Origin of the sequence: Bifidobacterium sp. 2450, from assembly GCF_041900695.1 — a bacterium.
Taxonomy (GTDB): Bacteria; Actinomycetota; Actinomycetes; order Actinomycetales; family Bifidobacteriaceae; genus Bifidobacterium; species Bifidobacterium longum.
In genome coordinates, this window is record NZ_JBHEEA010000012.1 from 14,347 (window position 1) to 28,638 (window position 14,292).

Below are 14,292 nucleotides of genomic sequence, written 5' to 3' on the forward strand. Positions count from 1 at the left end.
CATCCTCGTCGTATAGCAGGTTATCGGGCTCTTCCGGTTTTGGCGTGTAAGGGCATGTGTCAGAGGTGGGTTTGGATGGCGTGTCTGAAGCCGCCGGCGTGCAGCAGGCTTCTGGTGATGTAGTTGTCGAGGTTGCGGAATCCCAGGGGCTATGCCCCTGAGGGTCTCGAGCCTTCCGTTGATGGCCTCGGTGGGCCCGTTCGCGCTGTGCTCCCGGTCGAAGAACCCGAGGACGTCGCCCATGCGCCCCCCCACGCATAGCTGTAAGTAGTAGTGCTGCGTCGGAACGCTAAGTGTGCTGGCATATTGTGAGATGAACGGGGTGTTGGAATGGGCCGTCGCTAGGATAGAGGAAGTTACGCGTGTTACCAATGCGTAAACGAATATCCAATAAGCGATTGTATGAATGGTTCACACAGTAAAGGAGGAACAATGGGTCAGGATCAATCATCCGTTTTTGATCTCGCAGCGGTAGCCGCAGCGTCCAATGGGGGGAACAACGACCCGCTGCTGCCTCCGGCGCGATTCATCGGCGATTCGCAGAAGCCGAGTCGTATGCCGTACAACAAGTACGCCGCCTACGACAAGCAGATCCCGTTTGATTACCCGGAGCGTACGTGGCCGGGCAAGCGACTGCAGCGTGCGCCGCGCTGGTGCTCCGTCGATCTTCGCGACGGCAATCAGGCCCTCGTCAACCCGATGGATTCCGAGCGCAAGCTGCGTTTCTGGAATCTGCTCGTCTCCATGGGATTCAAGGAGATCGAGGTGGGCTTCCCGTCCGCTTCCGAAACCGATTTCGACTTCATCCGTATGCTCATCGAGCGTGAGCTGATTCCGGACGACGTGACCATCGTGGTGCTCACCCAGTGCCGCGAGCACCTCATCCGCCGCACTTACGAGGCGCTCAAGGGTGCCAAGCGCGCCATCGTGCACTTCTACAACTCCGTGTCTGTGCTGCAGCGCGAGGTCGTGTTCCGCAAGAACAAGGAAGAGATCAAGAAGCTCGCCACCGACGCCGCCGAACTGTGCAAGGACCTCGAGAACGAGGCCAAGGGCATCGACCTGTACTACGAGTACTCGCCGGAATCCTTCACCGGCACCGAGCCGGAGTACGCCGTCGAGGTGTGCAACGCCGTGATCGGTGTTATCAAGCCGACTCCCGAGCACCCGATGATCATCAACCTGCCCGCCACCGTGGAAATGACCACGCCGAACGTGTTCGCCGACGAAGTGGAGTACGTCTCCACCCACCTCGACGACCGTGACTCCGTGGTGCTCTCCCTCCACCCGCACAACGACGAAGGCATGGGCGTGGCCGCCACCGAGCTGGCCGTGCTGGCCGGCGCCGACCGTGTGGAAGGCTGCCTGCTGGGCAACGGCGAGCGTACCGGCAACGTCGACTTGGTCACGCTGGGCCTCAACTGGCTCACCCAAGGTATCGACCCGCAGCTTGACCTGTCCAACATGCCCGAGATTCGCAAGACGGTTGAATACTGCAACCAGATCAAGATTTCCGAGCGTCACCCGTATGCCGGCAACTTCGTGTTCACCGCGTTCTCCGGCTCGCATCAGGACGCCATCAAGAAGGGTCTCGAGGCTCGTCAGGTGGCCGCCGAGCGCGCTGGCGCCGATCTCGACAGCTTCGTGTGGCTTGTGCCGTACCTGCCGATCGACCCGAAGGACATCGGCCGCACGTACGAGGTCATCATTCGCGTCAACTCGCAGTCCGGCAAGGGCGGCATGGCCTACCTGCTCAAGACCAACCACAATCTTGACCTGCCCAAGCGTCTGCAGATCGAATTCGACAAGATCGTGCAGAACTACGCTGACACGACCAAGAAGGAAGTCAAGGACGAGGATATCTGGCGTCTGTTCAAGGACGAGTACCTGCCGGTCGAACAGTCCGGCATGACCGCCGCCGGTGTGGTTGTGGGCGATACTCATGACGCCTCGCTCGCGCCGTGGGGCCGCTTGAAGCTGCTCAAGGTGGCCGTCAGCTCCGGTGAGGATGGCTCCGACACCGTGCTCAAGGCTCGTCTGCTCGACCGCGGCGTGAGCGTCGGGGTCGATGCGCCCGTGGAGCGCGAGGTCTCCGGCATCGGCAACGGTCCGATCGCCGCTTTCCTCAACGCCATTTCCAACTTTGGCGTTGACGCCTCGATTATGGATTACGTGGAGCACACCATGTCCGTCGGCACCGACGCCATGGCCGCCTCGTACGTGGAATGCCAGGTCGGCGAGGCCGATGACGCGCAGATCGTATGGGGCGTCGGCATCGATTCGTCGATCACCACCAGCGCTCTGAAGTCGATTATCTCCGCCATCAACCGTTCCCAGCGCAAGCGCTGAGCGCTAACAACAAAACAAAGCTCCCTCTGATTGCATCAGAGGGAGCTTTGTTGTCTGTGCTTACTTACTACTGGGTGACGCCGTTGGTGCCGGTGTTCCCGCCGGTGCCTCCGGAATTACCATTATCGTTGCCGGTATTGTTCCCGTTGTTCCCGCCGGTATTGCCGGTATTGTTGCCATTGTTGCCATTGTTGCCATCTCCGCCGGTAGTGGTGCCGGGATAATTCGGACACTCGGTGGAATAGCTCGGATTGGCGAGGCACTGCTGGGCGAACTCCTGGGCCTGCTGTTGCTTCTTGGCTTCCTCTTCGGCCGCCTTCTGCTGTGCGTCCTGCTCAGCCTGCTTCTGCGCGTCTTCGGTGGACTGCTTGTTGGTGTTGTTGGACAGGCCGCTGCTCTGTCCCTTGCCCAAGCCCCAAGTGCCGTCGGATCCACCGATCTTGCCATTGTCTTTAGCGGTCGGGAACTGCTCCACCTCGGTGCCTTGCAAGGCCTGAGCCATGAACTCCTGGAACAGGTGGGCGGGGTATCCAGTGGAAGAGATGCCGTATCCGGAGAAGGCCGGCACCGCCTGCGGATTGCCCTTATCGTCCGGGTTCCAGATAGCCCACACATTCATCATGCTGGGGGTGTATCCCACGAACGACGAAGCCATTTCGTCGTTGGCGGTACCGGACTTGCCGGCGATGGGTCGGCCCAGCATGTTGGATGTGCCGGCCGCCGTACCGTACGTGGTGGTGCCCTGCATGGCCTTCTGCACCAAAGCGCAGTCGTTGGCATCGAACACCTTGGTGCCTTTGCTGGGCGCGTTGTATATGTCCTTATTGTTGGAATCAAGCACTTTGGACACCATGTGCAAGGTGCTCTTCACACCATTGTTGGCGATGGTCGAATGGCCTTGCGCCAAATCCCACACGGTCAGGGCGTTGATGCCCAGCACGTTGTACATGGAGTTTTCATCGATATCGCCCTGAATGCCCGCTTCATGGGCGATTGCGGCCGTGCGCTTCGGCGTCAGATGCTCATTGACGTTCATGAACACCGTGTTCACCGAGTTGGCGGTGGCCTGATACAGATTGATGTTGCCCCAGTTGTTCTCCAGAGCGTTATTCACCTCTTGATCCAAGCCGGTGAAGTGCTGGTGGGAATTGCCGTTGAACAACGTATCGAAGCTGACGCCGGATTGCGCGGCCCCCAGCAAAGCGAACGGCTTCATAGTCGAACCCGGTTCGAATACGGCCTGATCGGCATTGTTGAGCTGCTTGGACAGATAATCTGAACCGGCGTATACGGACAATACTTCACCGGTCTTCGGGTCCAGCGCTATGCCGCCGATTTGTAGGGATTCAGGCATGTCGTCCAGACGGGTGTCGCCGATGGACTGCATAAGGTCCTGCTTGCTCTTGTCGATGGTGGTGATGATCTTGTATCCGCCGGTATCCAAATCTTCTTTGGTAAAGGCCTTGGACTGCACCAGCTCGCGGCGCACCATATCCAGCAGATAACCGTTCGGCCCCGCGTATTCGTTCTGCTGCGCCACCGCGGCAGTCTGCGGGAACTTGGCATCAGTGTGCTGCTTGGCAGTGATGTAACCATCCTCCTGCATGATGTTCAGCACACGCTTGAAGCGCGATTTGGCCATATCGGCGTTATCGGCCGGATCCCACGTGGACGGTGACGGAATAATGCCGGCGATCATCGCCGCCTCAGACAGCGTCAGATCCTTGGCGTCCTTATTGAAGTATGCCTTGGCCGCTGCCTGGATACCGTAGGAGTTACGGCCCAGATAGATGGTGTTCATGTAATTGCACAGCACCTCGTCCTTGGACTCGGTCTGCGCGATTTTGATGGCCATGATGGCCTCGCGCGCCTTGCCCACATAGGATGTGGTTTCGCCCATGTAATACCGCTCGGCATACTGCTGGGTGATGGTGGAACCACCTTGGCGCGTGCCCTTGGTCACATTATTAATGAATGCGCGGGCGATGCCCTTCAGATCAAGACCTTTATCCGTGTAGAACGTACGGTTTTCGGACGCCACAATCGCGTTGCCGATGTAGTCCGGCAGCTCCTCGCAAGAGATGATTGAACGATTCTGTTCCGCGTAGGAGCCGATCGCGGTGGTGCCGTCCGCGTAATACACGGTGGTTTTCTCGGCCAACGCGAACTTTTCGGGTTGCGGGACCTCGGTGGTGGTGTACAGGTATGCGAATACTGCGATACCGGCCAGCAAGCCCAGTCCAATCAGGGAGAAGAAGACGCCCAGCACCCATTTCAGTACACGGTGCTTGCCTTTTCCTGTGTTCTTTTTCTTCCTGTTCGGGGCTCGACGGCTATTGGAAGCCTTGTGGCTTGCGTGGCGGGAACGGCTCTCCTGGGGCGTATAGGGGCCCTCCTGTGCGGAGTGGTCGGCTCTGCTTTGCGCGGTGCGCGGTTGCCTCAGAGCGGGGCCATTGCCTCCCGAATGTGCACGACGAGTATAAGAAGCCATGGTGTCCACCGTAACTGTTGGCCTTGAACAATCGTCTGACGTGAGCGTAACCACACGCATTTATGCCGGTATTTTTCCGGAATTCTTACAATTGGGCACGCTTCTTGATGCTGCATGAATATTGCCTGAATGCGCTGGTTGGCCTGCCGTGCGACCCGGCGCGCACGTTTCGTGTCGCTGCGCTGGTCCATACGTCTCCATAGACTTGTCCCCAGCCTCCACGCGGCGCTATGTCACCCAACTCCCCCAGGGCAGGAATGCAGCAAGGGTAAGTGGCCTCTGACGGGTGCGTGGAGGTTTTCCATTTGTGCGGATTTGGCCGTGAGCTGGCACGAGCACGGCTCCCTGTCCGGGGCGCGGCCGTACAGTCGAACGTATGAATGACGCACAGACCCCTAGAATTCGCGACCCGCATGCGGCGGTCAATCTGGTCGGCTCAGGCGCAGCGCAGCCTGACTCGTCGTCGAACGTTGTTGACCCATTGGCTGCGCTCGGCCCGGTCTCCGGTCTAGATGCATCGACATCCACATCAGGCTCCTTACGGGATTTCAGGCCGCTGGGCATGGACGATGCGGATGGGGCATCTGATATCGACCGTGGCTTGGCCCGGCTTGACCCGCTTACCGTGCGCCCGCGAATCTCCAGCCGCGTACTGTGCGTGGTATTCGGTCTGCTCCTGATCGCTGTCGGCTTCGGCGTGTGGTGGGGGTGCGTGTTTACCGAGAACGGACAATCGTACGACGAACTGGTCTGGAAAAACCTGCATAACGATGTACCGTCCTGGACCACCGGCGTGATGAACGCCGTCGCACAATCTTGGCTGGTTATCGCTGTCAGCTGCACAATTGCCGCAATCGGCATTATTACGGCGCTGATTCGACGCCGCTGGTGGTTGGCCGGGCAAATCGCCGTGTTCGCCGTGGTCTGCTTGGCCGTCACCCGTATCAAGGGTCTGTTGCCGCGTCCGTTCATCATCAACACTGAATCGCCTGCCGCTAATTCCGCGCCTTCCGGGCACACGATGCTGGCCGCAGCCTGTGCGGTGATTCTGCTGCTTACCGTGCCTCGTGCGGTTCGAGCTTTGGCGGGCGTCATCGGCATGGTTTGGGTGGTGACCGTCGGTGTCTCCGTGATATACGGACAATGGCATCGCCCTTCGGATGTGGCGATGTCCATCCTGCTGGTGGCGGGATTGGCCTTGCTCGCTCTGGCGGTTACACGCAAGTCCGGCATGGACGAGCCGGGCCACCGCGTCTCCTCAGTGAGCGTGCAAATCGTCGGCAGCGTGCTGATCACCGGGGGCCTGCTGTTGCTCGCCTACAGCGGTTATGTGATCTGGCAGGTGGTGCCGGGGCTCAATGTCAGCGCCAGCTGGGCGGTTCAGGGGGCGAATGTCAGCGCTGTTGTGGGCATTACGGGTGTGGCCATGCTCGCATTCGGACTGTTGCTGGCCCTGCGTCAGATCACTGCAGCGCCCTTAAGCCGGCTGGGTCTGATCGGCGCTCCGCCGGCACCGCCCAAACGGTAAAACATGGGGTGCGAACGGCCGAATTTGCCCGGCACAACGGCGGAATTTGGCAGTTGGATATGATTCATGAGTATTATGACGCCAGAAACGTCGTGTGTTTCGCGCAATACATAAGGAGTGGGTATGGCTACCAAACTGGTGATTGTGGAGTCTCCGACCAAGGCCCACAAGATCGGTGACTACCTGGGCAAGGGGTACACCGTCATGGCGTCGGTCGGTCATATCCGCGACCTCGCGCAGCCCAGCCAGGTGCCCGCGGCAGACAAGGCCAAGTTCGGCAAGTTCGGCGTGGACGTCAACGACGGGTTCAAGCCGTATTACATCGTCGACGGCGACAAGAAGCGTACGGTCAGCGAACTCAAATCGGCCCTGAAAAACGCCGACGAACTCTATCTGGCGACTGATGAGGATCGCGAGGGCGAGGCCATCGCGTGGCACTTGGTACAGACCCTGAAGCCCAAGGTTCCGGTCAAGCGCATGGTGTTCCACGAAATCACCAAAAACGCCATCAACGCCTCCCTGAACAACACGCGCGACGTGGACGGCAATATGGTCGACGCGCAGGAGACCCGCCGCATCCTCGACCGTCTGTACGGCTATGAGCTATCGCCGGTGCTGTGGCGCAAGGTGGGCCCGGGCCTGTCCGCCGGCCGCGTGCAGTCCGTGGCCACCCGCCTGATCGTGGAACGTGAACGCGAACGCATGGCATTCAAGCGTGCGCCGTACTGGGATATCGTCGCCATGTTGGCCGCGCCTGACGCGCTGGGGGAGCGTGCCGAATTCTCCGCCCGCATGATCGCGCTCGGCGGCAAGCGACTCGCCGGCTCCAAGGATTTCGGTGCCGACGGACAGCTGACCCCGGACGGGTTCGCGGCGAACGTTCGCCAGCTTGATGAGGCTGGTGCCACTGCCGTGGCTGAAGCGCTGAAGACCGCCGATTTCACTGTGATGTCGATGGAAACCAAGCCGTACCGCCGCCGCCCGCAGCCGCCGTTCACCACCTCGACCCTGCAGCAGACCGCCGGCAATCGCCTCGGCATGGGTGCTCGCGCCGTGATGCGCGCGGCCCAAAGCCTGTACGAGAACGGCTACATCACCTATATGCGAACCGATTCGGTGACGCTGTCGCAGGAGGCCATCACCGCCGCCCGCAACGCCGTCTCCTACCACTTCGGCGACAAGTTCCTCTCCGCCGAGCCCAAGCAGTACGCCACCAAAACCGCTGGCGCGCAGGAAGCGCACGAGTGTATTCGCCCGGCGGGCTCGCGCTTCCACGACCCGGATGAGCTGGCTTCCAAACTTCCCGGCGACCAGCTGCGCCTATACACGCTGATCTGGCAGCGCACGCTTGCCTGCCAGATGGCTGACGCCACCGGCTCCACCGCCACCGTGCGCCTGTCTGCGCCGGCCGGCCCCACCGAGGGCGAGGCCGCGTTCCAAGCGTCCGGCACCGTCATCGAATTCCCCGGCTTTATGAAGGCCACGGGGGAGGGGCGCAAGCCCAAGGCCGCCGCTCCCGGCGCTGGGGCTGGCTCGGACCAGGCTGCTGCCGCCGGCAAGACGGACGCCAAAGCCGTCAGGGGTGACGCCTCCGAATTCAACACCTCCCTGCCGCCGATGAGCGTCGGCCAGCAGGTCGAGGCAAGCGACATCGAACCGGACGGCCATGAAACCCAGCCGCCGGCCCGTTATACCGAGGCCACGCTGGTCAAGACGCTGGAAGCCAAGGAAATCGGTCGCCCGTCCACTTACGCGAGCATCATCTCCACAATCATGGATCGCGGTTACGTATACGAGCGTGGCCGTGCGCTGATCCCCAGCTGGCTCGTCTTCTCCGTGACCAAGTTGCTCGAGACGAACTTCCCCAAGCTGGTCGACTACCAGTTCACCGCCGAGATGGAAAACGGCCTTGACCGCATCGCCCACGGCGAGGAATCCGGCCGCGATTGGCTCACCCACTTCTACTTCGGTTCCGGCGAGGGCGCCGCCCGCAACGCCGACGAGGCGCACGAAGGCCTGCAACAGCAGGTTGCGCAGCTCGGCGAGATTGACGCGCGCGCCATCAACACCATCGACATCGGCGACGGCCTGCACGTGCGCGTCGGCCGTTACGGCCCGTATCTGGAAGACATGGAGCATCTGGACGCCGAAGGCAACCCGAAGCGCGCGTCTCTGCCGGACACCATCGCGCCGGATGAGCTGACGGTGGCCGTGGCCCGCGATTTGATCGACAACCACTCCGGTGGACCGCGCGAGCTGGGCGTTGACCCGGTATCCGGCGGTACCGTCGAGGTGCGTAATGGGCGTTTCGGCCCGTATGTGGCGTTGGTGCCGCCGGCTGAGGCTTCGGCTGGCGCTGCTGGCGATACTGCTGGTGCTTCTGCGGCCAAGAAGGGTTCGAAGAAGGCCGCGGTCGCCGCCGCGTCGCGCCCGAAGATGGCCTCGTTGTTCAAGACGATGAGCCCTGAATCGCTGTCGCTGGAAGACGCGCTAAAGCTGCTGAGCCTGCCGCGCGAAGTGGGCACATACGAGGAAACCAACGCCGAAACCGGCGAGGTATCCGAATGCACGGTGGCCGCCAACAACGGTCGCTACGGCCCCTACCTGACCAAGACGGGTGCCGACGGCAAGTCGGAGACCCGCTCGCTGTCCTCGGAAGACGAGATCTTCACGGTCGATATCGACAAGGCCAAAGAACTGTTCTCGCAGCCCAAGTACGGCCGCGGGCGTGGCCGTGGTGCCGCCAAGCCGCCGCTGCGTGATTTGGGCAAGGACCCGAACACCGGTAAGAATGTGACCATCAAGGACGGCCGTTTCGGCGCGTACATCACCGATGGCGAGACCAACCGCACGGTGCCGCGTCAGTACACGCCTGAGTCCATCACCCCTGATGACGCCTTCCGACTGCTCGCCGAAAAGCGTGCGGCTGGTCCCTCCATCCGTGGCCGTCGCGGCCGTGAGCGTGCCGGTGCCGCGAAGTTGGGAGCCAAGGGAGCCAAGAAGGGCGCTGCTTCGGCTGCGACCAATGCCGCCGAGGCCAAGCGCGCCGGACGCCGTGCCGAGGTGAAGAAGCTGGCAAACAAGGGCTGGTCCAACCAGCGCATCGCCGAAAAGCTCAGCTCCACCGCCGCCACCGTCAAGAAGGATGTCGACTGGCTGACCGCCAACGAGGGCTACGAGCGCCCCGCCGTAATTCCCAAGCGTGGCTGAGCGGAATTATTGCTCTACTTGCGTTTCAAGGGGCTGGTCATCTGCTGAACCACGAGTATGAACGGCTCCGCGCCAACGTCATTCCGCCGTTTTGGAACGTTGTCTACTTGGGCAACAGCCCCTCGAAACGGAAGTAGACCTTCAGAAAAGACCAAATCAGCCCTTTGAAACGGAGGTAGAGCTGGTTTAACTGCCTGTTGGACGCAACTCTGCGCCTAACGCTAAGGTCAATAGCATGAGCGGTCTGTTTGTTTCGTTTGAAGGTGTCGATGGCGTGGGCAAGACCACGCAAGTCGAGCGGCTGCGTGCGTATCTTGAGGCTCAGGGGCGTACCGTGGTCGTTACCCGTGAGCCGGGAGGCACTGCGCTAGGCAAGGCCATTCGCCAACTGCTGTTGCACGGTGTGGATGGGGGCGCCGCCGACATCGCACCGCGCGCCGAGGCGCTGCTATTCGCTGCAGACCGAGCCCAGCACGTTGCCGAAACCATCCGCCCGGCATTGGAGCGCGGTGAAGTGGTGATCACCGACCGCTATTTAGACTCTTCCTTGGCCTATCAGGCCGGTGGCCGCGAACTCACGCCAGAAGAGATTCGATCCTTAAGCATGTGGGCCACCAACAACCTGCTGCCCGACCGCACATATCTGCTGGACATGGATCCAGCGCTTTCCCACAATCGTCTTGAGCATGCCGAAGATCGCATGGAGTCGGCCGGCAGCGACTTCCAGTCCCGCACCCGTCAGGCGTTCCTCGACTTGGCCGCGGCCGAGCCGAATCGTTTCCACGTGATCGATGCCAGCCAGTCCATCGAACAGGTGTGGTCCGCCATCGAAGCGGACATTCAGACACTGCTGCGGGACAATGTTGCAGATGTGGATACGGTGATGGCGCGATCCGGGGCGTCTACAGGAGCTGTGACGATGGGCGGTGTCCGATGAACGTATGGGATTCGCTGGTCGGCCAAAAGCCGGTAATCGACATGCTGAGCCGTATCGCGCAGGGCGACCCGAGCCAGATCACCCAGTCGTGGCTGATCTGTGGACCTCCCGGATCGGGCCGTTCCAACATGGCTCGTGCGTTTGCGGCTGCGCTGGAAAGCCCGGATCACGGTACGAGCGCTGAACCCACGCGCGTCACCCAACAGGTGCTTGCCGGCACGCATCCGGATGTCACGGTGCTGACCACGAACAAAGTGACTATTGGTATCGATCAGGTGCGTGAGATCATCACTACCTCCGAGCAGATGCCCGCCACCGCACCGTGGCGCATCATCATCATCGAAGACGTGGATCGCATGCTTGAGCGCACCACCAACGTGCTCTTGAAAGAGATTGAGGAGCCGGCCGAGCATTGCATCTGGCTGCTGTGCGCGCCCAGCGCCCAGGACGTGCTGCCCACCATCCGCTCGCGCACACGCATCGTGAATCTCGCCGTGCCCTCCACCCAGACGGTGGCCGGATTCCTGACCTCCACTACCAATGTTGAGCCGAAAATCGCCCAGCGTGCGGCCCGACTCGCCGAAGGCCATATCGGCATCGCCAAGTTGTACGCCACCGACGAACGGGTCATGTCCGACCGCGATGAACTTGTGGTCGGTGTGCTGAATCTGGTCCGTGCCTCGGATGCAGTGTTGTTGGCCGGCAATCTTATCGACAATGCCAAGGCCCAGGCCGAGGCGGACGCGAACCGCATCACCGCCGGCCAGGAAGCGGAATTCCGCCGCATCAACGGACTGGCACCGAGCGACCGCATCCCGCCGAAACTGCGTGGCGCGTTCAACCAGATTGCCAAGAAAGACGATGTGAAGCGTTTGGTCACCCGCCGTACGCGCGACGTATTGGATCGTGCGCTGAACTCCATCGCTTCCATCTACCGAGATGTGGCGGTGCTGCAGAACAATGCGGAGGATTCGGTGGGCCTCATCAACCTGGAGAACCGCTCGTCGATCACCGAATTGTCGGTGCGGTTGAACCGGGCCGGTGCCGTGACCCGTCTGGACGAAGTGGCCCACGCCCGCAAGCGCCTAGCCGGCAACGGCAACCCGCTACTGGTATTCGAATCCCTCTTCTGCGCCCTAATCCCATAACCCGACGCAACCAGCCCCCTCTGACGAGGGGCTGTCGAGCGCGGCGAGACTGGGGAGAGACCCCGTAACGCACAGCCCCCCAGTACGTCACACATATGAGCGATACTGGGACGTATGAAGATTTCCGCCGATTTCACCGTCATTCCGGACGATTTCGCCAAGGCCGCGGCCCCTGAATATTTCAATGGTGGCGTGCCGGTCGTCTCCTTCCCGTTCTACATCGATGATGTGAACCCCGAGGCCCGTTACCTGCACTGGGAGTTCGTGGACCCGGATTCGATTCCGGTCTGCGGCTTCGAGTGGATTCACTGGTCCGTGGCCAATCTGCCGATTGATGCGCTGATGTACGACTTCAATGATTCGCATGCGTTGGCCATCCCGCCGGACTTCTCCCGTCAGCTGCCGGCCATGATTCCCGAGACCGTGCAAGGCCGCAATTCTTCGGCCTCCAAGTTCTTGGGCTGCAGCACTGACCCAGCGGTGATCATGCGGTACAACGGTCCGCAGCCGCCGGACAAGGACCACGAGTACCACCTGCAGGTGTGGGCCACCAAGAAGCCGTTGCCCGGCTTGAATCAGGGCTTCTGGCTCAACGAGCTGTTGCACGCGCTGCGCAACAGCGGCGAAGCGCCCGACACCGACGGCATCTTCCTGACCGGTAAGGCGTGATTTTTAGTTGGCGTATGTGAGCTCCCTCTGATGAGGGAGCTGGCCGCCGTAGGCGGACTGGGGGAGAGACAGTTAGAGTGACTACCCCTCAGTCTCGCTTTGCGAGACAGCTCGTCCTGCAATTATGGACGGGCTACCGCCCGCAACATTTGTGGTGGGACTTATCGTCCCACCCTCGCCTACAAACAGCCCACCGGGCTGTTTGCTGAACGGCTCAGCCTGACAAGGGGAGCTTGAATAAGAGAAAGGACACCATCACACTATGGCCTGCACCACGATTCTGGTAGGCAAAGACGCGAGCTATGACGGTTCGACCATCATCGCCCGCAACGAGGATTCCGCGAACGGCGAGTTCAACCCGAAGCGCTTCATCGTCGTGAAACCGGAGGAACAGCCGCGCGAATACAAATCAGTGATCTCCCACCTGACCATCACTCTGCCGGACGACCCGCTGCAGTACACCGCCGTGCCGAACGCGGACCTCAAGGAAGGCATCTGGGGCGAGGCCGGCGTCAACGAGGCGAACGTGGCGATGAGCGCCACCGAGACCCTGACCACCAACGAGCGCGTGCTCGGCGCCGACCCGTTCGTGGAATACACGCCGGCCAAGGGCGATGAACCCGAGGTTCCCGGCGGCATCGGCGAAGAGGACTTCCTGACCATCGTGCTGCCGTATGTCAAGACCGCACGCGAGGGCGTCCAGCGCCTCGGCGCGCTACTTGAGGAATTCGGCACCTACGAGATGAACGGCGTCGCCTTCTCCGACTCCAACGAAATCTGGTGGCTGGAAACTGTGGGCGGCCATCACTGGATTGCCAAGCGCGTGCCGGACGAGGCCTACGTGACCATGCCGAACCAGCTCGGTATCGACGAATTCGACCTTGAGGACGCTCTGGGCGACCAGGAAGCGCACATGTGCTCCGAAGATCTCGCCGAATTCATCGAAACCAACCACCTGGACCTCGCGGTGGAGAACACCACCCCATTCAACCCGCGCGACGCCTTCGGCTCCCACTCCGACTCCGACCACGTGTACAACACCCCGCGCGCCTGGTACATGCAGCGCTTCCTCAACCCGTACGACGAGGTGTGGGACGGCCCGGACGCCGACCACAAGCCCACCTCCGACGACATCCCGTGGGCCCGCCAGCCTGAGCGCAAGGTGACCATCGAGGACATCAAGTACGTGCTGAGCTCCCACTACCAGGGCACCCCGTTCGACCCGTACGGCCAGCTGGGCGATGAGCGCACCCGCCACATGTACCGTACGATTGGCATCAACCGCCAGAGCCAGCTCGCGGTGATGCAGATCCGCCCGTACCGTCCGCAAGCCTCCCGCGCCATCCAGTGGATGGCATACGGCTCCAACCCGTTCAACACGCTGGTGCCGTTCTTCCCGAACGTGGACACCACGCCCGCTTACCTTGAGGACACCGCCACCCGCGTGACGTCCGAGAACTTCTACTGGGCCAACCGCATCATCGCCGCCCTGTGCGATGGCGCCTTCCGCTCCACGTCCAACGCCGTCGAGCGCTACCAGGAGAAGACCGGCGCGATGGGCCACCGTTTGGTCGCCGCCACCGACGAGCAGATCGCCCGTCTGGGCTTGACGGCCGCCGAGGAAGCCGCGCAGTCCGCCGCTGAAGAGGAATTTGAGGCCGACAACGTGGATGGCGATGTGCAGCCGATGACCCCGGACGAGACCATCGCCGCGCTGCGTAACCCCGAGGTGCGCGAGATTCTCGCCGCCGCCAACCAGACCATGGCCGACCAGCTCAAGGAGGAAACCGAAAAGCTGCTTGACTCCGTGCTGTACACTCGCAGCATGGAAATGAAGAACGGCTTCCACATGTCCGACTTTTAGTCCGTATTGAGCTCCCCTCCTTGAGGGGCTAAGCCGTTAAGAAAACAGCCCAGTGGACTGTTTTTAGGCGAAGAGGCGGCGACTGCCGCCCCACCA

Annotated in this window: 8 protein-coding genes, 1 other RNA gene and 1 pseudogene; 8 read left to right on the top strand and 2 right to left on the bottom strand. The window is 61.4% G+C overall.

The annotated features are described in order from the left end of the window. Positions 1 to 59: 59 nt before the first annotated feature. Positions 60 to 246: pseudogene (locus tag ACEUKI_RS07780) on the bottom strand (transposase); the annotation flags it as partial. A 186-nt stretch (positions 247 to 432) separates the two neighbouring features. Here ACEUKI_RS07780 and leuA point away from each other — a divergent pair. Further along, entirely contained in the window at positions 433 to 2,349 is a 1,917-nt protein-coding gene (leuA, locus tag ACEUKI_RS07785; protein ID WP_374156677.1) for a 2-isopropylmalate synthase, read from the top strand. Between the two features lie 67 nt (positions 2,350 to 2,416). Here the strand turns inward: leuA and ACEUKI_RS07790 are convergent, their stop codons facing one another. After that, the gene (locus ACEUKI_RS07790; RefSeq protein ID WP_374156691.1) at positions 2,417 to 4,618 is read right to left on the bottom strand and encodes a transglycosylase domain-containing protein; all 2,202 of its coding nucleotides are present in this window, start codon (positions 4,616 to 4,618) and stop codon (positions 2,417 to 2,419) included. A 431-nt stretch (positions 4,619 to 5,049) separates the two neighbouring features. On the opposite strand from ACEUKI_RS07790, the gene ffs reads away from it, so the two are divergent. From ffs to ACEUKI_RS07825, 7 genes are all read left to right on the top strand, one after another. Further along, positions 5,050 to 5,146, top strand: an RNA gene (gene ffs / locus ACEUKI_RS07795) — signal recognition particle sRNA small type. Positions 5,147 to 5,216: 70 nt separating this feature from the next. Continuing rightward, positions 5,217 to 6,368, top strand: coding sequence for a phosphatase PAP2 family protein (locus tag ACEUKI_RS07800; RefSeq protein WP_251847686.1), 1,152 nt, complete (start codon positions 5,217 to 5,219; stop codon positions 6,366 to 6,368). Between the two features lie 123 nt (positions 6,369 to 6,491). After that, positions 6,492 to 9,578 carry a type I DNA topoisomerase gene (gene topA / locus ACEUKI_RS07805; protein ID WP_374156678.1) on the top strand — a complete coding sequence of 1,029 codons (3,087 nt, stop codon included), beginning with the start codon at positions 6,492 to 6,494 and terminating at the stop codon, positions 9,576 to 9,578. Between the two features lie 235 nt (positions 9,579 to 9,813). After that, positions 9,814 to 10,515, top strand: coding sequence for a dTMP kinase (tmk, locus tag ACEUKI_RS07810; RefSeq protein ID WP_374156679.1), 702 nt, complete (start codon positions 9,814 to 9,816; stop codon positions 10,513 to 10,515). After that, a complete protein-coding gene (locus ACEUKI_RS07815; RefSeq protein ID WP_080785537.1) occupies positions 10,512 to 11,663 on the top strand; it encodes a DNA polymerase III subunit delta' in 1,152 nt (383 codons plus the stop codon). The genes tmk and ACEUKI_RS07815 overlap by 4 nt, the downstream gene beginning before the upstream one ends. Before the next feature lie 114 nt (positions 11,664 to 11,777). Continuing rightward, a complete protein-coding gene (locus ACEUKI_RS07820; protein ID WP_115769917.1) occupies positions 11,778 to 12,332 on the top strand; it encodes a YbhB/YbcL family Raf kinase inhibitor-like protein in 555 nt (184 codons plus the stop codon). Between the two features lie 262 nt (positions 12,333 to 12,594). After that, positions 12,595 to 14,196 carry a C69 family dipeptidase gene (locus tag ACEUKI_RS07825; RefSeq protein ID WP_144169571.1) on the top strand — a complete coding sequence of 534 codons (1,602 nt, stop codon included), beginning with the start codon at positions 12,595 to 12,597 and terminating at the stop codon, positions 14,194 to 14,196. Positions 14,197 to 14,292 lie beyond the last annotated feature (96 nt).